Origin of the sequence: Stenotrophomonas sp. FR012 (assembly GCF_047520565.2) — a bacterium.
GTDB classification, from domain to species: domain Bacteria; phylum Pseudomonadota; class Gammaproteobacteria; order Xanthomonadales; family Xanthomonadaceae; genus Stenotrophomonas; species Stenotrophomonas sepilia.
The window spans coordinates 278,750-300,406 of sequence record NZ_JAXBQL020000002.1 but is presented as its reverse complement, the minus strand read 5'-3'; the positions used below and the strand labels follow the sequence as shown (position 1 = coordinate 300,406).

The 21,657-nt window shown below is 65.1% G+C and carries 22 protein-coding genes and 3 pseudogenes; 9 read left to right on the top strand and 16 right to left on the bottom strand.

The genetic code is table 11. The annotated features are described in order from the left end of the window. The 5 genes and pseudogenes from ACM0O9_RS05515 to ACM0O9_RS05495 form a co-directional block, all read right to left on the bottom strand. Window positions 1-226 (bottom strand): annotated as a pseudogene (locus ACM0O9_RS05515) (OprO/OprP family phosphate-selective porin); the annotation flags it as partial. A 132-nt stretch (window positions 227-358) separates the two neighbouring features. After that, entirely contained in the window at window positions 359-1,135 is a 777-nt protein-coding gene (locus ACM0O9_RS05510; protein ID WP_005409726.1) for an ABC transporter permease, read from the bottom strand. Further along, complete coding sequence (locus tag ACM0O9_RS05505) at window positions 1,119-1,952, bottom strand: ABC transporter ATP-binding protein (protein ID WP_053496569.1); 834 nt, start codon at window positions 1,950-1,952, stop codon at window positions 1,119-1,121. Before ACM0O9_RS05505 ends, ACM0O9_RS05510 begins: the two co-directional genes overlap by 17 nt. 14 nt (window positions 1,953-1,966) lie before the next feature. Next, window positions 1,967-3,025: an ABC transporter substrate-binding protein gene (locus ACM0O9_RS05500; protein ID WP_164229183.1), complete on the bottom strand. Its 1,059-nt coding sequence runs from the start codon at window positions 3,023-3,025 to the stop codon at window positions 1,967-1,969. Window positions 3,026-3,100: 75 nt separating this feature from the next. After that, the gene (locus tag ACM0O9_RS05495) at window positions 3,101-4,222 is read right to left on the bottom strand and encodes a 4-oxalomesaconate tautomerase (RefSeq protein ID WP_095377567.1); all 1,122 of its coding nucleotides are present in this window, start codon (window positions 4,220-4,222) and stop codon (window positions 3,101-3,103) included. Between the two features lie 109 nt (window positions 4,223-4,331). Between ACM0O9_RS05495 and ACM0O9_RS05490 the strand changes: the two genes are divergently transcribed. Together ACM0O9_RS05490 and ACM0O9_RS05485 are read left to right on the top strand one after the other, a co-directional pair. Continuing rightward, window positions 4,332-5,234: a LysR family transcriptional regulator gene (locus ACM0O9_RS05490; protein ID WP_053496567.1), complete on the top strand. Its 903-nt coding sequence runs from the start codon at window positions 4,332-4,334 to the stop codon at window positions 5,232-5,234. Between the two features lie 69 nt (window positions 5,235-5,303). Further along, a complete protein-coding gene (locus tag ACM0O9_RS05485; RefSeq protein WP_239502781.1) occupies window positions 5,304-5,504 on the top strand; it encodes a hypothetical protein in 201 nt (66 codons plus the stop codon). A 39-nt stretch (window positions 5,505-5,543) separates the two neighbouring features. Here the strand turns inward: ACM0O9_RS05485 and ACM0O9_RS05480 are convergent. The 6 genes and pseudogenes from ACM0O9_RS05480 to ACM0O9_RS05455 form a co-directional block, all read right to left on the bottom strand. Beyond that, window positions 5,544-5,750 (bottom strand): annotated as a pseudogene (locus ACM0O9_RS05480) (hypothetical protein); the annotation flags it as partial. Window positions 5,751-5,794: 44 nt separating this feature from the next. Next, window positions 5,795-6,265 carry a hypothetical protein gene (locus ACM0O9_RS05475; RefSeq protein WP_414603745.1) on the bottom strand — a complete coding sequence of 157 codons (471 nt, stop codon included), beginning with the start codon at window positions 6,263-6,265 and terminating at the stop codon, window positions 5,795-5,797. Window positions 6,266-6,378: 113 nt separating this feature from the next. Next, window positions 6,379-6,756, bottom strand: coding sequence for a hypothetical protein (locus ACM0O9_RS05470; protein ID WP_065177798.1), 378 nt, complete (start codon window positions 6,754-6,756; stop codon window positions 6,379-6,381). A gap of 108 nt (window positions 6,757-6,864) precedes the next feature. Further along, a complete protein-coding gene (locus ACM0O9_RS05465; protein WP_065177788.1) occupies window positions 6,865-7,392 on the bottom strand; it encodes a DUF6622 family protein in 528 nt (175 codons plus the stop codon). 88 nt (window positions 7,393-7,480) lie between these two features. Beyond that, entirely contained in the window at window positions 7,481-8,365 is an 885-nt protein-coding gene (locus tag ACM0O9_RS05460; protein ID WP_065177787.1) for a methylenetetrahydrofolate reductase, read from the bottom strand. Continuing rightward, window positions 8,365-9,279: a LysR family transcriptional regulator gene (locus ACM0O9_RS05455; RefSeq protein WP_005416621.1), complete on the bottom strand. Its 915-nt coding sequence runs from the start codon at window positions 9,277-9,279 to the stop codon at window positions 8,365-8,367. The genes ACM0O9_RS05460 and ACM0O9_RS05455 overlap by 1 nt, the downstream gene beginning before the upstream one ends. Window positions 9,280-9,354: 75 nt before the next feature. On the opposite strand from ACM0O9_RS05455, the gene msuE reads away from it, so the two are divergent. The 3 genes from msuE to ACM0O9_RS05440 are packed head-to-tail and all read left to right on the top strand — an operon-like array spanning window position 9,355 to window position 12,056. Further along, window positions 9,355-9,948, top strand: a complete 594-nt coding sequence (gene msuE, locus ACM0O9_RS05450) for an FMN reductase (protein ID WP_065186417.1) — start codon at window positions 9,355-9,357, stop codon at window positions 9,946-9,948. Window positions 9,949-10,004: 56 nt separating this feature from the next. Next, the gene (locus ACM0O9_RS05445) at window positions 10,005-10,982 is read left to right on the top strand and encodes a DUF1852 domain-containing protein (RefSeq protein ID WP_414603746.1); all 978 of its coding nucleotides are present in this window, start codon (window positions 10,005-10,007) and stop codon (window positions 10,980-10,982) included. Between the two features lie 39 nt (window positions 10,983-11,021). Further along, window positions 11,022-12,056, top strand: a complete 1,035-nt coding sequence (locus ACM0O9_RS05440; protein ID WP_139727135.1) for a methionine synthase — start codon at window positions 11,022-11,024, stop codon at window positions 12,054-12,056. Here ACM0O9_RS05440 and ACM0O9_RS05435 read toward each other — a convergent pair. The 4 genes and pseudogenes from ACM0O9_RS05435 to ACM0O9_RS05420 all read right to left on the bottom strand — a co-directional run. Then, window positions 12,013-12,648, bottom strand: a complete 636-nt coding sequence (locus ACM0O9_RS05435) for a hypothetical protein (RefSeq protein WP_414603747.1) — start codon at window positions 12,646-12,648, stop codon at window positions 12,013-12,015. The two genes, ACM0O9_RS05440 and ACM0O9_RS05435, sit on opposite strands and share 44 nt — an antisense overlap. A 78-nt stretch (window positions 12,649-12,726) precedes the next feature. Beyond that, entirely contained in the window at window positions 12,727-13,530 is an 804-nt protein-coding gene (locus tag ACM0O9_RS05430) for a S1 family peptidase (RefSeq protein ID WP_164229174.1), read from the bottom strand. Between the two features lie 173 nt (window positions 13,531-13,703). Then, window positions 13,704-14,312, bottom strand: a complete 609-nt coding sequence (locus ACM0O9_RS05425; RefSeq protein WP_138951294.1) for a hypothetical protein — start codon at window positions 14,310-14,312, stop codon at window positions 13,704-13,706. A gap of 165 nt (window positions 14,313-14,477) precedes the next feature. Then, window positions 14,478-14,609, bottom strand: a pseudogene (locus ACM0O9_RS05420) (extracellular catalytic domain type 1 short-chain-length polyhydroxyalkanoate depolymerase); the annotation flags it as partial. Window positions 14,610-14,846: 237 nt separating this feature from the next. On the opposite strand from ACM0O9_RS05420, the gene ACM0O9_RS05415 reads away from it, so the two are divergent. Continuing rightward, complete coding sequence (locus tag ACM0O9_RS05415) at window positions 14,847-15,803, top strand: NUDIX domain-containing protein (RefSeq protein ID WP_065177780.1); 957 nt, start codon at window positions 14,847-14,849, stop codon at window positions 15,801-15,803. A gap of 49 nt (window positions 15,804-15,852) precedes the next feature. Beyond that, window positions 15,853-17,697 carry a hypothetical protein gene (locus tag ACM0O9_RS05410; RefSeq protein WP_414603748.1) on the top strand — a complete coding sequence of 615 codons (1,845 nt, stop codon included), beginning with the start codon at window positions 15,853-15,855 and terminating at the stop codon, window positions 17,695-17,697. 143 nt (window positions 17,698-17,840) lie between these two features. On the opposite strand, the gene ACM0O9_RS05405 is transcribed toward ACM0O9_RS05410, so the two are convergent. Then, complete coding sequence (locus ACM0O9_RS05405; RefSeq protein ID WP_279946064.1) at window positions 17,841-19,415, bottom strand: S15 peptidase family protein; 1,575 nt, start codon at window positions 19,413-19,415, stop codon at window positions 17,841-17,843. Between the two features lie 159 nt (window positions 19,416-19,574). Between ACM0O9_RS05405 and ACM0O9_RS05400 the strand changes: the two genes are divergently transcribed. Further along, a complete protein-coding gene (locus tag ACM0O9_RS05400) occupies window positions 19,575-20,588 on the top strand; it encodes a DUF4034 domain-containing protein (protein ID WP_065177777.1) in 1,014 nt (337 codons plus the stop codon). 311 nt (window positions 20,589-20,899) lie between these two features. Then, window positions 20,900-21,640, top strand: a complete 741-nt coding sequence (locus tag ACM0O9_RS05395; protein ID WP_414603749.1) for a DNA/RNA non-specific endonuclease — start codon at window positions 20,900-20,902, stop codon at window positions 21,638-21,640. The last annotated feature ends 17 nt before the right edge of the window (window positions 21,641-21,657 follow it).

The window sequence follows — 21,657 nt, the reverse complement described above, 5'->3', positions numbered from 1 at the left end:
TTGGGGGAACAGCACCGGCGGTGCTGTGCCCGCCCTCCACGGCACGCAGGCGCGCCTCCAACTGCTGGATCTGCAGCGCCTGCTGCTGCACCAGGCGTGAGAGTTCGGCCTGGCTCAGTGGTGCGGGCAGCGAAGACGTGGACTGGGCGCCAGCATGGCCACTGGCCAACAGCAGGCCGAGCGCGACCGACAGCGCTGCCAGCGGCAGCACGGTGGAATGGTTCATGGACTCTCTCCGGCCAGCCGGCCCCCTGGCCCGGCGCTGGCCTGTTGCGGTGGTGCGGGGGAAGATCGGGGGAGGAAGCGCGCGCCGCCGGATCGGCCCGGCGGCGCGGCAGGCGGGCTCAGCCCGGCCCGGTCAGCTGGTGGCCTGGGCCTGGGCGTTGGGACGCCAGGTGATCAGCTTGTTCTCGACCACGTCCAGCAGCGCGTCGATGACCAGCACGAAGGCGGCAAGGATGATGATGCCGGCAAACACACCGACGGCGTTGAAGTTGCCTTCTGCCTGCGCGATCAGGTAGCCCAGGCCCGCCGAGGCGCCGAGGTACTCACCGATGATCGCGCCGACCACGGCGAAGCCCACCGAGGTGCGCAGCGAGGACAGGATCCAGCTGGCCGCTGCCGGGAAGTAGACATGGCGTAGCAGGTCGCTGCGGCTTGCGCCCAGGATGCGGGCATTGGCCAGTACCACCGGATTCACCTCGCGTACGCCCTGCATGGCATTGAAGAACGTGGTGAAGAACACCAGGGTGACCGCCAGCGCCACCTTCGACCACAGGCCCAGCCCCAGCCACAACACGAAAATCGGGGCCAGCACCACGCGCGGAATTGCGTTGAAGCCTTTGATGAAGGGATCGAGGATGCGCGCCGAGCGGCGGCTCAGGCCCAACCAGACACCGCCGGCCACGCCGAGGCCGGTGCCGATGATGTAACCCAGCGCGGTTTCGGTCAGCGTGATGTAGACGTGCTGGTAGAACGAGGTATCGGACAGCCAGGTCCAGGCCTGCTGCACGATCGCCGTTGGCGATGGGAAGAAGAACGGATCGATCACGCCCAGCGCGATGCCGCCCTCCCAGCCGCCGAACACGGCCACAACCAGGGCCAGTTGGATGAACTTGTCAGTCTTGGCGTGCATAGCTCTTCTCCACTTCGCCGCGCAGGCAGGCCCATATGTCGCGGTACAGGTCGGTGAAACGGTCATCCAGCTTGATTTCGGCCACGTTCCGCGGCCGTTCCAGATCCACGTCGAAACTGCGCACGACACGGCTGGCCGGGCCGGAGGACAGCACCACCACGCGGTCGCCCAGGGCGATCGCTTCTTCCAGATCGTGGGTGATCAGGATCACCGAGCGCCGGTCCTCCTGCCACAGGCGCAGCAGCTCGTTCTGCATCAGGTGCCGGGTGTGGATGTCCAGCGCCGAGAACGGCTCATCCATCAGGATCACCTTCGGCTCGACGATCAACGCCTGCGCCATCTGCACGCGCTTGCGCTGGCCACCGGACAGCTGGTGGGGGTAGCGATGCTCGAAACCGGCCAGGCCGACCTTAGCCAGCCACGCGTTGGCCTTGGCCTTGCGTTCGGCTTCGGGCACGCCACGGAAACGCAGGCCGAGCTCAACGTTCTGGTATGCGGTCTTCCACGGCAGCAGCGCGTCCTGCTGGAACAGGTAGCCCACCGACTCCTGGACGCCGCTGACCGCACGGCCGTCGATGCTGACCTGGCCGGACGACGGCTTCAGCAGGCCCGCCACGGAATTGAGGATGGTGCTCTTGCCGCAGCCGGTTGGCCCAACGATGGCAAGGAACTCGCCATCACCTACCTGGATGTCGACATCACGAACGGCGGTGAATTCGCCGAAGGACATGGTCACCTTGTTGAGCGCGACCATGGTCTGTGCAGGCTCCAGCTGCGGTGCGCCATTGAGGTGGCGCACGGTGGCATTGAGGGCCATGGGGTTACCTCCGCTTACGGTTGGGCAGCCGGCGCCGCAGCGTTGGCACGCTCGACGAAAGCATTGGTGTAGGTGCGGGACAGATCGATGTTGGCCTTGGCCACATCCGTATTGAACTCGCGCAGCACCTTCAACGGCGTTTCCAGATCAGCCGGCGTGAAATGACCGTCGCGGGTGAAGATCGCGCGGGCGTTCTCCACTGCGCGGGCATAGGTGGCGCGGTCGCCGGAGACGTAGCTGTCCGGCAGCGCCGCAACGATGTCTTCAGCACTGTTGTCGGCGATGAACTTCAATGCCATCTGCTCGGCGCGGGCGATCTTCTCGGCCGCTTCGGGGCGCTTGTCCAGGAAGCTCTGGTTGGCGTACATCACCGAGGTTGGATAGAGGCCGCCATAGACCTGGCGGGCGCCGTCGTCGCTGCGCGCGTCGAGGAGGATCCTGCCGACCTTGCGTTCGGTGATCAGGGTGGCGGCAGGATCGTAGTTGACCAGCAGGTCGATCTTGCCCTGCTCCAGCGCGGCTACCGCTGCGGCGCCCGAGCCGACGCCGATCAACGAGATGCTGTCAGCCGGAATATCGTGCTGGGCGAGGAAGTGACGGACGAAGAAATCCGACGATGAGCCCGGTGCGGTAATGCCGACCTTCTGGCCCTTGATGGTCTCCGGGCGGGCCGGATCGAAGGTGGCATCCTCGCGGCCGGCCATCACCAGGCCGGAGTTGCGCGAGAGCAGCACGAAGGCCACCACGTCCTTGCCCTTGGCCTGCATCTGGATGGTGTGGTCGTAGAAGCCGACGGCCACGTCGGTGGAATTGGCCACCAGCGCCTGCAATACCTTGGAGCCGCCTTGGGCGAAGTTCTCGGTCTTCACCTGCAGGCCGACGTCCTTGAAGTACCCCTTGGCGTCGGCGATGAAGAACGGCAGGTTGTTGAGGTTGTAGGAGCCGACGCTGATGCGTACCGGTGCATTGTCACCACCGCCGGCGGATGCGCCTTCGGTGCGCCCGCTGTTGCTGCATCCGGCCGCGGCCAGACCAGCCGCGCACAGCGCGGCCATCAAGAACTGCTTGTACATCATCCCTCCCAGGAGTGAAGCATCTACGTTGTAATGGCGGGCATGCGCACCTGCGCCGGCCCGTCCGGGTTCAGATCATGCCGCTGACGTCCATTGGCGGGCTTGGGTGGAACCGGCCACGGCAAGTGCTGGCGTGGTGGCAAACACGCGGCCCTCGAACAGGCGGCGTGCGGTGCGCACGACGCTGGCAACGACCGGCGCATCCTGCGAGCTGCGACTGAGGCCCACCTCCAGGGCCCCGCCCGGATGTTCGAGGGTAATGCTGCCGGGAACGGACAGGCATCCGACCAAAGTGTGGGCCAGCGTGCCCGGCGTAACGGCGGCGGTGGCCAGGCCAACCGCGCCGGTAATGGCCAGCGCGGTGTGGCATTGATGCGGCATGAAATAGCGCACCTGCAGATCGCCCCCATGTTGCGGCGCCGACAGCAGCACCGGCTTCGGAATGACCTTGTTGCCGGCGTCGGCGATGCCCATGCGGGCGCCTGCCTCGATGCGCAGCGCTTCCAGCCGGCGCATGAATACCGCGTCCGCGTTCAGTTCGGCGGGCGGGGCATCGCCGCGCACGCCCAGGTCTTCGGCACGTACCAGCATCATCGGCATCGCGCAGTCCACCAGGCTGACCGGCACGCCATCGATGGTCTCCTGCGCGTGCCCGCTGGGCAGCAGCTTGCCGGTGCGGGCACCTGCCGCATCAAGGAAGGAGAGCCTGACCGGCGAGGCCGAGCCCGGCGCGCCGGCAATGCGCGTATCACCGCGGTAGACCACATTGCCGCCCGGCGTTTCCACCGTGGCGATGATCAGCTTGCCGGTGTTGACGTTGTGGATGCGCACCTCGGTCTGCGGATCCTGCGCCTGCACCAGCCCACGCTCGATGGCATACGGGCCTACGGCCGCCAGCATGTTGCCGCAGTTCGGCGAGGTATCCACCACCTGCTGCTCTACCCGTACCTGGGCGAACAGGTAATCGACATCGGCGTCCGGACGGCTGGAGCGGTCGATGATCGCCACCTTGCTGGTCAGCGCGTTGCCACCGCCGATGCCGTCGATCTGCAACGGATGGCCCGAGCCCATCACTTCCAGCAGCAGGCGATCGCGTTCAGCGATGTCCATCGGAAGGTCGCTGGCCAGGAAGAACGGGCCCTTGGAGGTACCGCCGCGCATGAGCACGCAGGGAATGCTGAGCAGATCGTTGGACATACGTGTGCTAGATTGATGCGTATAGGGGATGAATGACCCCTCTGTGATTCGATACTGGCATGACCCCAATTGATCTGTGAATTGCTGATTTTCGGATGATTGATACCCAATGAGCATCAATTGCGAAATCCTGGATCTGCGTGCGTTCCTGCTGGTCTCGGAGACCCGCAGCTTCCATCGCGCCGCGGAAATCCTGCACGTCTCCCAGCCAGCACTCAGCCGGCGGATCCAGAAGCTGGAGCAGGCCGTGGGTTCGCCACTGCTGGAGCGCACCACGCGCAGCGTCAGTACCACCGCTGTCGGCGAGAACCTGCTGCCGCTGGTACGCCGCATGCTGGAGGAATTCGATGGCTCGCTGTTCTCACTGCGCGGCCGGGAGGACACCCGCGGCGCCACCGTGACCATCGCGTGCCTGCCGACGGCGGCGTTCTACTTCCTGCCCAGCGTGATGGCGCGTTTCCACGAAGCGCACCCGAACGTGCGCTTCCGCATCCTGGATATTCCGGCGACGGAGGGTCTGCAGGCAGTGGAACGTGGTGAAGTCGAGTTCGGCATCAACTTCATGGGCGCCAACGATCCGAATCTCGATTTCGACGTGCTCGCTGAAGATCCATTCGTGCTGGCATGCCGCCGCGATCATCCTCTGGCACGCAAGCGCAAGGTGGAATGGGCCGACCTGGCCGAGCACCAGCTGATCACCGTGCATCGCACCAGCGGTAACCGCACGCTGCTGGACGGCGCGCTGGCGCGCGAGAACCTCAAGTTGAGCTGGCACTACGAGGTGACGCACCTGTCGACGTCACTGGGCATGGTCGAGGCCGGTATCGGCGTGTCGGTGCTACCGAAGATGGCCACGCCGGACGGGGATCACCCCACCCTGGTGACACGCGCGATCGGCAATCCTGTGGTATCGCGCACGATCGGGATCGTCCGTCGCCGGGGCGCCCTGCTCTCGCCCACGGCGGAGCGCTTTCTGCAGATGCTGATGAGCCAGTGGCGCGGGACCGTCTAAGGCGCTGGACATCTGGCTGGGCTGCTGCGCAGGCTGGGCTTCCGCCATGCACCCTGCCTGATCACCGATGTGTCGGACAGCGACCTGTCCGACGTGCCGTTGCCCGCGGCGGTCAAACAGGATCGGCTGTTCTATCTGGGTGCTTGGCGGCCACCGCTGTTCAAGGACTACCTGGATCCCCGCCTGACCTGCACCGTGCCGGTCACCCGCAAGCACTATGCGCTCAGGGCCAAGCTTGATCTGCAGAGGATCACGATACCCGCTCTCTAGCGACAGCCGCTTTCGCGTGAAGTGGCCATGTTGGTGGAACTGGTTGGCCGGGTAGGCGCCTGCGCGCGAGTACATCATGCGCACCAGGCTGGACAGCGTGGTCACGCTACCCACCGATGATCGCGCATTGCTGGCACCGCGCTGTTGCTGCAGAGCCACCGCCGGTGGCGGCCCATCGGTGGCATCGACGTCGGGCACGCCCACCTGGTCGAACAGGCGGCGTGCATAGGGTGCGGCGGATTCGAAGTCAGGAGATCAATGCGTTTGGCGCACTTCAATCGCCCCTGGATTCAATGGCACTGCTGCGCGACATCGATGCCGTCTCGATGCTTCATGATGAGCGCCTCCAGTCCCGAGGGCTCTCCAGAAATCGGGCCGGGCTTGCCGGGCTGACCCTCCGGGATCAGTCTCGATGTCGTCTGATCCTGAAGCTTGGCAATGCCTGGCGCACGTCGGTCTGCGTATCCAAAGATATCGAGGGTGAGCAGGTCATGCCCGTTCTCGACCAGGAGTAATGGAACCTCTCTGCACCGAAGTTCGAACACGCTCGATTGCGGGGGGCCTGCTTCGATGGTAATGCCCTTCGATGCGTTCGCCCGAGCGAAGGCGATCGCATCGTCGCGAAGCATCTTGAATGTTTCTGGTGGAAGTGAACGGAATGTTCTGAGCTCAGAGTCGAGAGAGGTTGGATACGTTATCCAAACGATTCCTGCCGCAACCACCAGGCCCAGGAACGTGAGGGAAGAGATCAGAATCTTCATTTGGGAGCCTTCATTTAACCTGTCTGACCCTTGGACTTTGCGGATTCGCAACCTTCCGCCCCAGCCGGTGGACAGCAGCTTCCGTGCGTTGCCGCGCCTACAGAACGCCCTCGTCACGAAGCCACGAAGATCGACGCAATACCCGCGAGCGATCCCACGGCCACCCACGAGAGCGTGGCGAATGCAACCAGCAACACCTTCCGGTGGACGACCTGCGCTTCGTTCCGGGACTCCGGCCGCCGCGCATAGGGCCTGGAGAAACCCAGCAGTTCGCCAGTGACTGTCAGCGCCCCCATCAGGATCAGCGCTGTTACGCAGAAGCCGAACATGGCGCCGATGAAGGCCAAATACCGGGTATCACCGATAGCCGGCTGCGTCCCGGCCAGCGCCTCCACAAGTTGCCCCGTCCACCGTGCGGGCAGCCAGGCCAGGGCGGCGACAATGCTGAAGTGACTGACCACGTTGATCCAGAACCAGGATGTGGTCTTCATGACGTCAGCGTTTCCGGTGGTGGCCAGTGGCGGGCATCGTGACGCCTGCGCCAGCGCCGCACAACCCTGCCTGGCGACGCGGGCCAGCAGCCGGCACGCCTCGGACAATCAGCCTGCGGTTTCCAGCCCCTTGCCCGCCGCATCCATCCGCAACGAGGCCAGGTACCGGCAGTATTTGCCCACGAAGATGCCAGTGAACCCGCCCGTCAGCAGCAGGTAGGCGGCACTGAAGCCGGCATGGGCGGACAGCGACGGCGACACCGCAAATGCGACTTCGAAGCCGTACTTCACCAGGAAGGTGGCCAGCAGCAGCGGCAGCAGGCTGAAGTCCGCGCTGCGCCAGAGCTTGCCGGTGCTGCGGTCCAGCGTCAGCTTCAATCGATTCAACAGCAGCCAGGCAAGCGTCGCGCCCGTGGCGATGCCGGCCAGCCATTCGCTCCAGGCGCTCAGCGAAGCGCCGAAGCGATGGCTGACCGACCACGCACCCCAGACGGCGAACAAGGCGGGTACGATCGCAAGCTTCTGCAGCGAGGTCTCGGCCGGCTTCATGGCGGCGATGCCACGGGTGATCAGGAAGGCCAGGAGCAGCCACACCCAGATTGGCGTCTGCGAGGCGAGGTGCTGGAGCATGTTCATGAGCGGTCCCCTTGGTGAGTGGTGGCGAGGCGCCCTCGCCTTGGCGCTCACTATTCGCTTCCGCCCGGGTTGCAGCCAGTGACAGCTGTCAGCCTTCGGGGATTACGCTGCGGGCACTGGAAATGCGCCGCCGGTACCGCGCCATCCACTCCAGCGACGGCGCAACACCGCCGAACGGGAAGAAATGCGGGCTGACCGGGCCATGGGCGCTGGTCAGCCCCTTCACCAGTCGATCGACGAACACCTCCGGCCCCGCCGTGCCGAGCAGCCGGCCGATCGAGATGCCATACCGGGCCAGCATCGATGCACTGGCGCCTACGCCGCACATCGCGGCGTATCGCAGCAGCCGGGTGATGCTGGCTGGACCCGGCACACCGACCAGCACCGGAACCGCGATGCCACGCGTGCGCAGTGCATCCAGCCAGGTCAGCACGGTATCGGCATCGAAGGCGAACTGGGTGACGACCAAGGGGGCCATGCCACGTGCTTCGATGGCCTGGCATTTACCCTCCAGCGCCTGCCAGCGTTCTTCACTGCGCATTGCCGGATGCCCTTCCGGGTGTCCGCCGATAGCAACGACCTTGATGCCGCATTGCTCCAGAACACCGGTCTGGATGATCGAAGCACTGTCGGCAAACGGTCCGGCAGGTGTGGCCAGGTCACCCGCGACCAGCAGGCAACGCGCGACCCCGGCTTCGCCGGCAGCACGCTCCAGGAAGCGCTCAAGCGCTGCGTTCGAGCCGATGCGGCGGGCAGAGAGATGCGGCATCGGTTCGAATCCGAGCGCGCGCACCGTGTGCGCGGCGGCCAGGCGGGTGTCGTCATCCTCGCTGGCCAGGTAGGGAATGGAGATGACCGTACCGCGCGGGATCCGATCCGCCTCGGCGCACAGCGCGGGCATGGCCTTCGCGCTGACTTCCAGTGAAAAAGCGCTGATGAAGGCGTCCGCCCGCAGTGACAGGCCTGCCGGCATCAACGTGCTCCGCCCACATTGCCGGCAAGCGGCGAGCTGTTGCGGGCCAGTTCGATGAAGGCCTGCAGGTAGTCGATACCGGTATCGGCCTCGCGCGCGCCCAGGTAGATCTGCTTGGGGATGCCCTTGGCGCCCAGCCGTACGGGCACCACGTCCATGCGCGTGGCGTACTCCTCCACCAGCCAGCGCGGCATGGCAGCCACGCCGCGGCCGCTGGCCACCATCTGCATCATGATGTCGGTGGTTTCAATGGCCTTGTGGCGCCGCGGGGTGATGCCGGCCGGCAGCAGGAACTGGTTGTAGATGTCCAGGCGCTCGAACGGCACCGGGTAGCTGATCAGCACTTCCTGGCTGAGCTGGCGCGGCTTTACGTGGTCGACCTTGGCCAGGGCGTGGTTGCTGGCCACCACCAGCACCTGCTCGTAGTCGAACACCGGGATGAACTTCAGGCCCGGCTTCAGCAGTGGATCGGGCGTGACCAGCAGGTCGATCTCGTAGCCGAACAGCGCGCCGATGCCGCCGAACTGGAACTTCTGCTTGACGTCCACATCCACGTCCGGCCACGCGGCCAGGTACGGCGAGACGATCTTCAGCAGCCACTGGTAACAGGGGTGGCATTCCATGCCGATGCGCAGCGCGCCGCGCTCGCCCTGGGCAAACTGGCGCAGGCGCTCCTCGGCCAGGTCCAGCTGCGGCAGCACCCGGTTGGCGACTGCCAGCAGATATTGCCCGGCCTGGGTCAGCCGCAGGCTGCGGCCTTCGCGCAGCCAGACATCGGTACCCAGCTGCTGCTCCAGCTTCTTCATGCTGTGGCTGAGCGCCGACTGGGTCAGGTTGAGCACGCCGGCCGCTGCGGTGAGCGAGCCCTGCTGCTCGACCTGCTGCACGATGCTGAGGTGGATCCGCTCCAACATAAAGATGAATCTCACTCATGGATAGGTGAAGTAATACCATTTTACGTCATGGAAAGGCATGACTAGGATCGGGTCATGCCTTCATCCCAACGCCCCCTCCGTATCGTCGCCGTTTCCGGTGGACTGCAGCGCCCCTCCCGGGCCGCCACCCTCGCCGAGCACCTGCTGGGCCTGATCGGCGAGAACATGCGCAGCGAACAGCAGCTGATCGAACTCGGCGAACTGGCGCCGCAGCTGGCCGGTGCGCTGTGGCGTTCGCAGCTCCCGGAGGTTGTCGAGCGCCAGCTGGTGGCCGTCGAACGGGCCGATGTGCTCGTGGTGAGCACGCCGGTCTATCGCGGCTCCTACACAGGGCTGTTCAAGCACTTCTTCGACTTCATCGACCAGGACGCGCTGGTCGATACCCCCATCCTGCTGGCCGCGACCGGCGGCAGTGACCGCCATGCACTGGTGATCGATCATCAGCTGCGGCCGCTCTTCAGCTTCTTCCAGGCCCGCACCCTGCCCCTGGGCGTGTATGCCACCGACCGCGATTTCGCCGAGGGGCGCGTGCACAACGAAGCGCTGATCCAGCGCGCACGACTGGCGGTGCAGCGCGCAATGCCGCTGCTTACGCTGTCCCATCGCCGCGCGCCACTCGCCGCCGCTGAGGCCATCGAAGCCCTTTGAATGCCAGATGCCGCCGACCTGCATCTGGATGTCACCCTGCAAACGGAACACCGCCCATGACGAACGACGCCTTCACCTTCAGCATCACGCGCATCCCCTTCAACGAGGACTACCAGCCGGCCGAAGGCACGCGCATCACCACCAACTTCGCCAACCTGGCGCGCGGCGCATCCCGGCAGGAGAACCTGCGCAACACGATCAGCATGATCAACAACCGCTTCAATGATCTGGCGCATTGGGACAACCCAAGCGCCGATCGCTACGCGGTCGAGCTGGACATCATCTCGGTGGAGATGCACATCGACGGCGCCGACGGCAGCGATCCGTTCCCGTTGATCGAAGTGCTGCGGCCGACCATCGTCGACACGCAGACCGGCGTGCGTAGCGAGGGCATCGTTGGCAACAACTTCTCGTCCTACGTGCGCGACTACGACTTCAGCGTCGTGCTGCCGGCCAGCAACGAGGGCAAGGCCACCTTCGGCCTTCCGGAGGGCTTTGGCGACCTGCACGGCAAGCTGTTCCAGCACTTCCTGCGCTCGGACGCCTACCGCGCCAACTTCAGCAAGGGGCCGGTGATCTGCATCAGTGTTTCCAGCAGCAAGACCTACCACCGCACCGAGAACCATCACCCGATCCTGGGCGTGGAATACCGCCAGGGTGAGTTCTCCCCCACTGACCAGTACTTCGACAAGATGGGCCTGCGGGTACGCTATTTCATGCCGCCGGGCAGCGTCGCACCGCTGGCGTTCTACTTCCAGGGCGACCTGCTGGGCGATTACTCGAACCTGGAGCTGATCGGCACCATCAGCACGATGGAGGCCTTCCAGAAGATCTACCGCCCGGAGATCTACAACGCCAATTCCGTGGCCGGCAAGGTCTACCAGCCCAGCCTGAAGCACCAGGACTACTCCTCCACCCGCATCGTCTACGACCGCGAGGAGCGCAGCCAGCTAGCGGTCAAGCAGGGCCGGTTCACCGAAGAACACTTCATCAAGCCGTACCGCGCCATGCTTGAGCAGTGGGCCGCCCGCTGATCCATCGATTTTCCATTCGCCCCCAGGACACACCACACGATGCCGACGAAGACGCTGCTCCCCACCTCCACCGCAGGCAGCCTGCCCAAACCCTCCTGGCTGGCAGAGCCCGAGAAGCTCTGGTCACCCTGGAAGCTGCAGGACGAAGGCCTGATCGAGGGCAAGCAGGACGCCCTGCGCCTGTCCCTGCAGGAACAGCAGCATGCCGGCATTGATATCGTCAGTGACGGCGAGCAGACCCGCCAGCACTTCGTCACCACCTTCATCGAGCATCTCAGCGGCGTCGACTTCGAGAAGCGCGAAACCGTGCGCATCCGCAACCGCTACGATGCCAGCGTGCCGACCGTGGTTGGCGCCGTGAGCCGCCCCAGGCCGGTATTCGTCGAGGATGCGAAGTTCCTGCGCCGCCAGACCACGCAGCCGATCAAGTGGGCGCTGCCCGGCCCGATGACGATGATCGACACGCTGTACGACGCGCACTACAAGAGCCGCGAAAAGCTGGCCTGGGAGTTCGCGAAGATCCTCAACGAGGAAGCGAAGGAGCTGGAGGCCGCCGGCGTCGACATCATCCAGTTCGATGAACCGGCCTTCAATGTGTTCTTCGACGAAGTGAATGATTGGGGCGTAGCCGCACTGGAGCGCGCGATCGAAGGGCTGAAGTGCGAGACGGCGGTACACATCTGCTATGGCTACGGCATCAAGGCCAACACCGACTGGAAGCAGACCCTGGGGTCGGAATGGCGCCAGTACGAGGAGTCGTTCCCGAAGCTGAAGGCCTCCAACCTCGACATCATCTCGCTGGAATGCCACAACTCCCACGTGCCGATCGACCTGATCGAGCTGGTGCGCGGCAAGAAAGTGATGGTGGGTGCCATCGACGTGGCCTCCAGCACGGTGGAGACCGCCGATGAAGTAGCCAGCACCCTGCGCAAGGCGCTGCAGTTCGTGGACGCCGACAAGCTCTACCCGAGCACCAACTGCGGCATGGCGCCGCTGGCGCGCCATGTGGCCAGGGGCAAGCTGCGCGCGCTCAGCGCGGGGGCGAGGATCGTGCGCGAGGAACTCTCGGCATAAGCCTGGCCGGGGAGGCATTGCCGTTGGAATTCCGGCTTGACCGAGCCTGCCCGGGTATCGACCAGGCTCCACCTCGCCCCTGCAGCTCCGGCCGGGTCTTCATCGCGGGCTGTCGCGGCGCCAGTGCCTGTTTGATCCGTACCACCTCACCCGCCCCGGCCTCGGCCAGGCGGCGGGCCTGCTGCCGTTGTTCCCGCGAAAGTGCGGGCGACGGCGCAGCGCTTGTTTCCGGCACCACGTCCACCAGGCGTGCCACCGCCTCGCGCAGCCGCAGCTGTGGGCAGAGCCGCGCGGCACACCAGCGCTCGGCGTAGCGCCTGGCCTGCCGCACATTCGTGGCGGCCACCACCTTGGTCTGGGACATCTTGCGTGCGTCCAGGTACACCCGGAACCCGAGCACGGCATGCGGCACGATGTTGGCCACGGAACGCCCGTTCCACCACAGGTCCCAACGCTCGCCGCTCTGCACCCAGCCGGAGGGCCGGGTGACCGTCATGAACTCTGGAAGATCGACGGGAGAACTCATGCCGGGAAGGATACGAGCGCCCGTCGCACCGGCTGAGATCCGCGCCGTGTGCTTGTTCTTGACCATGAATCGTTAAGGCGCGCTTCCCTCCGCTATGCCTGCTCCGCGCCGTCGCGCCAGGGGCACAAGAACTGAAGTTTCGCGTCACGCATCGATGATGCTTTCGATCCAATCGATGTAGCGGGACACGCGCACGTTGTAGACCACCTGCCCGTAGAAACCCGCCTCCAGCGCATGCTCGGGAACGGCGGTGATCCAGGAACCGAGGCCCACCAGCTGCCAGGCCCCATCTTTCCTGATCACCAGCGGGCCACCGCTATCGCCGTTGCCGAGCACGCCTTCAAGGGGAAGGCCCTGCGGAGGCGGATCGAAACGGTACCAGAGATAACGCGCGTTGCCGCCGGTGATCGCGTTGCAGGCCCGACGCAGGGTCGTACGATGTGACCCGCCGGGTACCAGTCCAGTCGCACCGTTGCCGGTGGCGCCCTTCCCTATCAGGGCGGCGACCTGCGTGACCTCGTCGGCGCCACGGTAGAGTGCGACCGGCGGAACATCGCTCACGGGTGCGGCAAGTTTGATCAATGCAATGTCATCGGACGCCGCCAGAAACGCGTGGATTTTCGACGCACTCCCCGTTGCCATGGCTTCCTCGCCCAGCGCCTCGGGCATCCTGCGGTAGCCGGGATGCAGGAAGACACGCTCGACGCCGTAGCTCTTCCCATCGAGGGTGATGGTGGCGCCCATCCCCTCCATCGGTGCGGCATGCGCTGCGGTCAGCACCCAGCGCGGTGCGATCAGGACGCCGTGCCCCTCGCCTGGCATGTCCGCCAGTGCCGGGAACACCGATGCGTCGATCTGGTACCTGGCATCGTCAACATCATCGCGGATGACCACGGCACCGGCAGCGAACGGGAGCGTGGCCAATGCCAGGAGAATCCAGCGGTTCATGATGACCTTCATCCTCGTCTTCGATCAGACCAGCCTAGCCGAACATATCCAGCATGGGGATGTCGTACGACCAGACCCTGGCACGGGTCGATGAAGCGGCAGAATCGGGCCATGAAACCCACGATGCTGCACGAGCCGCCCTGCGCATCAACACAGGAGCGGCCCGGGAGCGGTCAGGACCGGATCGGACCGACGTCGCTGATGCCGCTGCGATCGCAGAGCTCAAGAACCTTGCCTGGCTCCTTCACTTCGCCGCATGACACCCAGTTCGGACGCAGCCCCAGCACATGCTCGACGCGATCATGGAACAGCTTCAGATCGGCCGTGCCCTGGCGTCCGTCCAGCGGAAGATCGTGACGGAAGCTGCTGTGAATGGCCGGGACAGCAGGGTTGGCCCAGTACGAAGCCTGATCGTCGGCACGCGTCTGCAGCGCAAACCGGGCCCGCGTACCACCGGCCTCTTCAGAAAGCGCAACGGTGTACCAGCTGACCGCCGTCATGTTGACGTTGTAGAACGTCGTCATGGTGCCCTGGTAGCCCATGCGGCGTTCGACATACCCATAGGTGCGCTTCGCCGCGATACCGGGCGCGCCAGCATCGAATTCCATCTTTCCGGGCGCCAGCAGGTTCAAGACCTCGATTGAAGCAGCCCTGACCTGGTCGATCGATTTCCCGGGATAGAAGCGGGATGCCGCCACCGCCTGCTCGGGCGTTTCCTTCTTCGGAAGCATCCCGCACCCACTGATGGACAACGCCAGCGCCAGAACAACAATAACTCTCACAGAACTACATCCTTATATGTGGGCGAGAAGTGCCCAATCGAGCGGGCACCATGCCCGCCCCTGCGCATTAGCGACCATCGGCAGTACTTCTTGAGCCCTCCGACCGCCCTGCGAGGCGGTTCGTGGGGCGGTGGCGTGCATGGTTCTGCGCAACTGACCTGCGCCTGCATCCGGCCCCTTGGGATCGGTGAACGGCAGGCCCGACTGACTGCCGCTCCATGCATGCCCCATCCCCTGCACCACATAGTGCTGCACCAGCGTCCTGCCGCCGTGGGCATAGGTATCGACCGTGTAGGCGCATCTGTCCGTGGCAGGAAGAAGCTGCGTGGACTGCATGACCCGGAGGCAGGCGCCGGGAGTCGTTGACGCCCGGGCGGCCACGGGCTTGGCACCAATGCGGGGAAATCAACGCCCCCTGCCCTCCTGCTCCGTCGGTTCCACCGCATACATCATCGCTACCGCCGATTCTCCCTCGCCTCCCGCTTCTACAGTGGATCCACCGCGCCCGCCCCGCGCTTGATGGAGGACTGAATCATGCCCCAGGTCTATGCTGCGCTCTGGAACGGAACCCATTACCTGATCACCCGCAAGCGGGTCATCAACAACTGGTGGGCGTCCAATTCGGTGATGGTGCTGACTGCAGAAGCACTGGACGCTGCCCTGACAGTCGCCGCATCTCCCGCATTGCCGCGGGACGAGGACTGGCAGCCTGCGCTTGCGTTGCTCCAGAGTGCCCAGGTCGCTGCCACATCCGCCGGCTATGCAGAGACGACCCAAGGCCAGAGCATCCTGGTGAATCTCAGCAATGCCGTCCAGGCGATGCAGGCGTCACCGCCGAATCCGGACCAGGTTGGATCTGCTGTCACCCACCTCACCCGCAGATTGTTCCGTCAATCCACGCTGCCAGAGCGCATCAGGAACCTGGCAAACACGTTGCCGGTGTTCTCGCCGGATTCATGGGGGCCCGCGCTGCTGACGGCACAGAACCTGGCCCGGGACACCCGCGCATGGGCGGCGCAGGTTCCCATGGTTGTCGTCAACCAGGCTGGGCAATGGACGCTCCCTGGCGGCCGCAGGCATGACAACGAGACCGAGGAAGATGCTGCCCGCCGGGAGTTCATGGAGGAAACCGGCATCTCCCTCGACACCGTCAACTTCCCGCGGGATCTGCTCAAGCCTAATCGACGCTATGCATTGGTCCGCTTCAGGACGGTCGCCCGGGATCTGCAGAACATCGCCGATGCAGTCTGCGCCAACGTGCGGGCAAGGCCCAGTGTGATGCGCCCGACCGCCAGTGAGGTGACCGATTGGGAAATCGATCATGCACAGCTGGTGGCGGCCGCCGATCTTGGCAACTACCTGGGCGCACGCGCGGCGGTCACGCCACCCAGCACGCAGGATTTCGCCACCATGCTGCAGCAGATGTCCAGGCCCTACAGCCAGTCGATTGACTGGTACGCCGCGATGGCCGCATCGCTGTCTTCCAGCTGAGAGGGCCCTTCGCCCCCCTGCCCGCCCCTGCACCCCAGCGAGGCCCACCATGAAAGAGAGCACGCCCGAACGCGAGGCCCGGCGCCACATCAGCAAGCAGCTCACCGCGCAGATCAACAACGCGCAGGTGTATTCCGACGTCCGCTCGGTCGTGGTGAAGGCCCTGGCCGACATCAAGGACCAGCTGCGCAGCCTGTCCAGCAAGGTACGGCGGGATTACAGCCTGAAACCCGGTGAGCCGTTGATGTTCTTCTACGTCAAGGGCGGCAATGCGCTGGACGCACTGCTTGAACGCCCGGCAGACCCGCCGCCGACGCTGTTCGATTTCGGCAGGTCCGACTGGGACACGCAGGTGGTGATCAACCCCTGGATCCCGATCCCGGCACAGGACGCCCTGCACGGCGGTGTTGAAGACATCGTGATCGATGTGATGCAGGGTGCCGGCCTCAACATCGCGCTGGAGATCAGCGTCTTCCCACCCAACCAGAATCCGCTGGCCGGCCAGGTGGTGGATCTTGCATCGGTGGACATCCATGTGCCGCCCGGCCAGCAGTGCCTGGTGACATGTGACAACCCGCAGACGTTCCGGAAGGTGTACGAACGTGACCGCGCGGGCCTGCATCTGTTCACCAGCGAGCCATTGAAGGGCATCGGCACGTCCGCGCCGGTAACAAGCCCGTCCGTGCTGCCCCCTCCGCAGCCACCGTTGCCGCAGCCCGTGCAGCCGCCGCCTGTCCCTCCGCCGCCACCCGGCATCATCCTCAACGACGGCATCAAACCGTTCGTGCTGTATCGCATGGGCTATACTTGGCACGCGCGATGGGTGAAGGATCCGAAGGCGCCTGCCGGCGATGACCCGGTGACGCCGCGGCCGATCCTGATGGAACTGATCGATGTCACCACGCCGCGCCGCGATACCGTGGAGGCCGTGACAGTGTGGTCGGACATCATCCGCAACCACCTGGTGATTGCCGAGGATGCCGGTTCTGAAGAGCGCTGGCGGCTGCCCCTGCCCAGCATGGAGTACCACCTGTGGGAAGGCCTGACCATGCTGTGCGAGATCGCTGCCTATCCCGGCTGGCCAGGTGCGGACAAGCTGCAGAAACGTCGCCGCAACGTGCAGCGCATCCACGACTGGTACCGCGACCAGCAGGGCGACCTGGCGACGTTCGGCCGGGTGATCGATGGCATCGCGGCGGCGCCGGTGTTCGCCGATGACACGGACTGCATGCAGCAGGTCGATGCCTGCATGCGTATGGTCAAGGCGCGCATGCAGGCGTCAGCCTCGGGATTCGATCACGGCGCGCTGTCGGCCACCCACGCGCAGCGTCTGGCGCACGGGCGGCAATGGGGCGTGCAACGGGTCGCAGCGCTGCTGCAACGCCTGGGTGCACCTGCCGCTTCGTGCGGCTACAGCGACGATCTCGCCTTGATCGGGACACTGGCACAGAACCCGTACCTGGATGTCACCCAGGTGCCGATCTCCGGCGTCGACTGCGCGATGATCATCCGCACCGACCCTGCAACGCTGCGCAAGGCGACGGCGGCCAACTGCTTCCTTGCGCTTGCCCAGGATCTCGGCGCGCACATGACCATCGAGGATTCCCTGCACTCGACCGTACGCGCCACAGGTGTCAGCTACGAGCGGACGCTGGTGATCTTCGATGCGCCGCATTCGCCGTCGGCGCGCGTGGCCAAGGCAATCCTGTCGTTGACCACTGCAGGTCCGATCGATTGCCCATTCCACGACAGCCCCCATGGTTCCGGGCAGGCCATCGCACCGTTGCTGGACATGGACAACCAGCGCAAGGTGGCGGCCTCGATCATCCAGGGCTTCGTGCAACGGGCGAACCTGTCCAGGCAGCACGAAATGATCCGAGTGTTGCTGCCGTAGGGGGAGTGAGCCGCGCCACCCTGCCCTGCACCTGGATCGCATCAATCGCGCAAACTCCGCCGCAGCAAGGGTGCGGAGCAACTGATCCACCGGGAAACGCCTTCGCCCGGCATGGCGTCGAGCGAAGGCCGTGTGGCTTTGAATCAATGCAGCGGCACCTTCAGCACCGAAGGCGCGTTGGCCGGCGAGCTGAAGGTCACCGCCCCCCCCAGCTGGCTGATGCCCGCATAGCGCAGGTCCACGGTATCGACCACCAGGGTCAGCCGGCTGCCGGTCGGGAGGTTCCAGCTGCTGGCTTCCAGGCGAAGATCGATGGTTCTCGGCTGGCCGGGCGTGGCACCGCGCAGGGTGTACGGCTTGTGGCTGATCAGCTGGCCGTTGCCCAGCATATCCTCGGCATACAGGTAGGCATACAGCGTGGTGTTGGCGCGAGTGGGCGTCACCGTCAACCGCACTTCCGGTGCGCCATCCAGGCGGCGTGCACTCCAGTAGATCGGGCCCTGCCAGACGCCTGCGGCGTTGCGGCCAACGAATGGTACATAGGCACCGGGCGGCAGGTTGAACATCTGCAGCGCGCCGGACGCCATCACCACGCCGGAGTTGGCGGCAGTCAGCAGGCCGCTGCCGATCCGGTAGTTCCAACCGGTGCCGCCACCGCTCTCGGCCAGCCCTCCGGTGGGCAGCAGAAGCCCGGTCGGCGCGGTCAGCCCGTAGCTTACGGCGCCGGTAGAGGTGGCCTGCCAGTCCGGATAACGGCTCCAGCTGCCCTTCTGCGACTTCAACTGCACCGCCGGCTGGCGATCGATGCCATTGGCGACGCCCTTGAGGTAGTGGTCGAACCAGTCGCCCACCGTGGCATAGACCTCATTGGGAATGCCGAGCGCACCGAAGGCTTCGTTGAGGGCGTGGTCGCCATGGCGCAGCTGCAACTGCTTGGGTCCCTTCAGGCGGGTGAAGAAGTCGACCAGCTGGCCCGGCGGGAACAGGCTGTCGTTGAAGGCGTTGGCGAGGAATACCGCGGGTTGGTTGGCATTGATCTCATCAAGGCTGCTGGCCGGGCTGCGCTGTGCCGCCACCGGCAGCAGCGAGTCCACCGCCCCCTGGTAGTTGCCGACCAGCACATTGCCGTTGATGGTGGCCAGCTCCGCCCCGGGGCGGCCAGTGGCCAGGCCGGCTGCTACCAGCAGGGCAATGCCCTGCGCGCTGGGCGTGTCATGGCTGTAGAGCGACGCCTGCAGGTCGGCCCAGCCGCTCAACGCGGCAACGGCCTTGATGCGCGGGTCGCGTGCCGCCGCCAGCAGGCTGGTGCCGGCCCCATAGGAGATGCCCGATACACCGATTCGTGAGGGGTCGGCACGGGTGTTGTCCAGCGCCCAGTCAATCAGTGCACTGACATCTTCGACCGTGGCGGGCCCGGCGATGTCGATGCTGCCGCCGGACTCCCAGAAGCCGCGCGAGCTGTAGCTGATGACCACATAGCCGCGCTGCGCCAGCGACTGTGCCACGCCCACGTACTCCACGCTGGGCACTGCCCAGCTGCTGGGCATCACCAGCAGCGGATAGCGGCCACTGCCGGTATCCTGGGGTTCGATGACGAAGGCCCCGAGGGGCGTGCCATCCCAGCTGGGGATGGTGCGATGGGTGGTCTTGACCGTGGCCGCCAGGGCCGTGGGCGCCAGCCCGGTCAGCAGGATCAACAGCAGCAAAAGCTTGCGCATCGTCGTCTCTCCCCGTCGGTGGTGGTGCAACGGGTCGGACCGTACCAGTGCGAATGGTGGCTGGCACCTTGCGACGCAACATGCCGCAAAGCGCGCCTTGCTATGCCTCGAGGCACTGCGGGCCCTCCGCAGTCTCCCATCAAAGCAAGGACGCCCCCGATGCACAGGATGCTCGTCGCAGGCACGCTCTCCAGCGTTGCCTGCCTGTTCGCCCCTTCAGTGTTGGCAGAAGATGCCCCCGAACCCGCCAACGACTGCGCGGACATTGCGCGGCTGATGGCCAACGACGACTTTGCGGCACTCGACGCGATGGCCGCGCGTTTCCGCAAGGGCGAGCTCAACGCCGCCGGCCAATCCCGGCTCGGCCGTTTCTACATCTGCATGTCGCGTGCAATCGGCACGTCGCGGCAGGAGGTTCAAGCCTGGAACGACTGGTCTGCGTGGGCGGCGCGCTGGGTTCAGCACGCGCCGAAGTCTGCGGCGGCCCACCTGATCACCGCACGGATTCCACTCAACCTGGCCTGGAGCTACCGCGGCAACGGATACGCCAACACCGTCAACGACGAAGACTGGGCACAGTTCCATGAGTACAACGCGGTTTCGCGGGCCTACCTGCAATCGCATGAGGATGTTGCCGGCGGCGACCCGTTCTGGCACGAGATGAACGTGCTGATCGCGCTGCGCGAAAGCGCGGATGACGACGAAATGCTGGCGCTCGTTGATCGAGCAGCGAAGGCCTTCCCCGACTACGAACCACTGCACCTCATTGCCATGGAGTACTTCACGCCGGCCTGGGGCGGCAGCGCGCAGAAGATGGAAGCCTTCGCGCGGCACTCGATGGCCAGCGCACCAAAGAAGAAGCGGGCCATGCGCTACGCACGGCTGTACTGGTCGGCCACCGAGTATTCGCCCGATCACTTCCGCGCGGCGAAGCCCGATTGGCCGCTGATGCGCCAGGGACTGGACGAAATCGCTCAGCAGTACCCGACCATCGACAACCTGGAATCGATCGTCCGCTATGCCTGCCTGGCACGCGACAGCGACGCACTGGTCCGCTGGAATCGTTTGTGGTTGAGCCGCAGCGGTTTCGACGAGGCGGCCATTGCGAGCTCGACCGAGCAAAGCAAGGCCGCATGCCTGGCGCCGGACGAAGAACAGGAAGCATTCCTGTAGCGCCCGCCGCCGCAGGCCCTGGCGCGCAGCTGGCAGGCCTGCCAGGCGCCTAGCACGCGCGCGTGTCATCCACGCGCCGCGTGATCTGACATATCACCAGTGCTTGCGCATGATCACAGCTTCGCCCTTTCGTCATTGACCACAAGGCGCCAGCTTGTGACGCTTATGACACCGCAGGGCTGATGGCCCAACAACGCGGCCAGGCTCCACCGCAATCCGCAGCATCCGTCTCCGCAGCATCTCCGCATGTCCTCGCCCCGGCCAGGTCGTGACGGGCGGCTGCGCCCTGAATCTTCTGCTGGAGAATCGAAATGCGCCTTGCAGGCTTTGTCTTTGCCATCGTACTCAGTGCTTTTGCCGGTGCTGCACAGGCCCAGGTGGTCACCCTCAACAAGGGCGGCTTCGTGCTGACCTACGACTGCAGCATCCACAGCGCCACCCGCTACGAGTACACGCTTACCGCCGATACCGGTTCGGCCGCACGGCCGTCCAGCTTCTACAAGGACCCGGACCTGCCGGCCGGCTGCCTGGGCCAGACCAGCACCGCGTCCTACGCCAGCATCAGATCCGGCTATGACCGTGGCCATCTGGTCACGTCCAACCACATGGACTACGACGCGACCTACATCCGTCGCGCCAACTACATGACCAACATCGTGCCGCAGGTGTCCAGCTTCAACCAGGGCATCTGGGTGAAGGCCGAAAACGTGGCCGAGTGCTACCGCGACATCGCACCGGTGGACGTCTACGGTGGTGTGGTCTACGGCGACGCTGCCAACGATTACTTCCTGGCCAGCCATGGCATCCCGACCCCGGAGTTCTTCTGGAAGACGATCATCACCCGTGACCCGAACACCGGAACCGCCAAGGCGATCAGCTGGATCATTCCCAACGAGGCCAACCTGGGCAGCCTGGACAACTATCTGGTGACGATTGCCGATCTGGAGGAGCTGCTGGGCGCCAGCTATGTGGCGATCAACGCACCGACCTCGCTGAAGAACATGCTGCCGGCCAGCACCTGGCCACAGCCTGCAGGGTGTGACCTGGGCTGATCGGCGGGCAGAGCAAC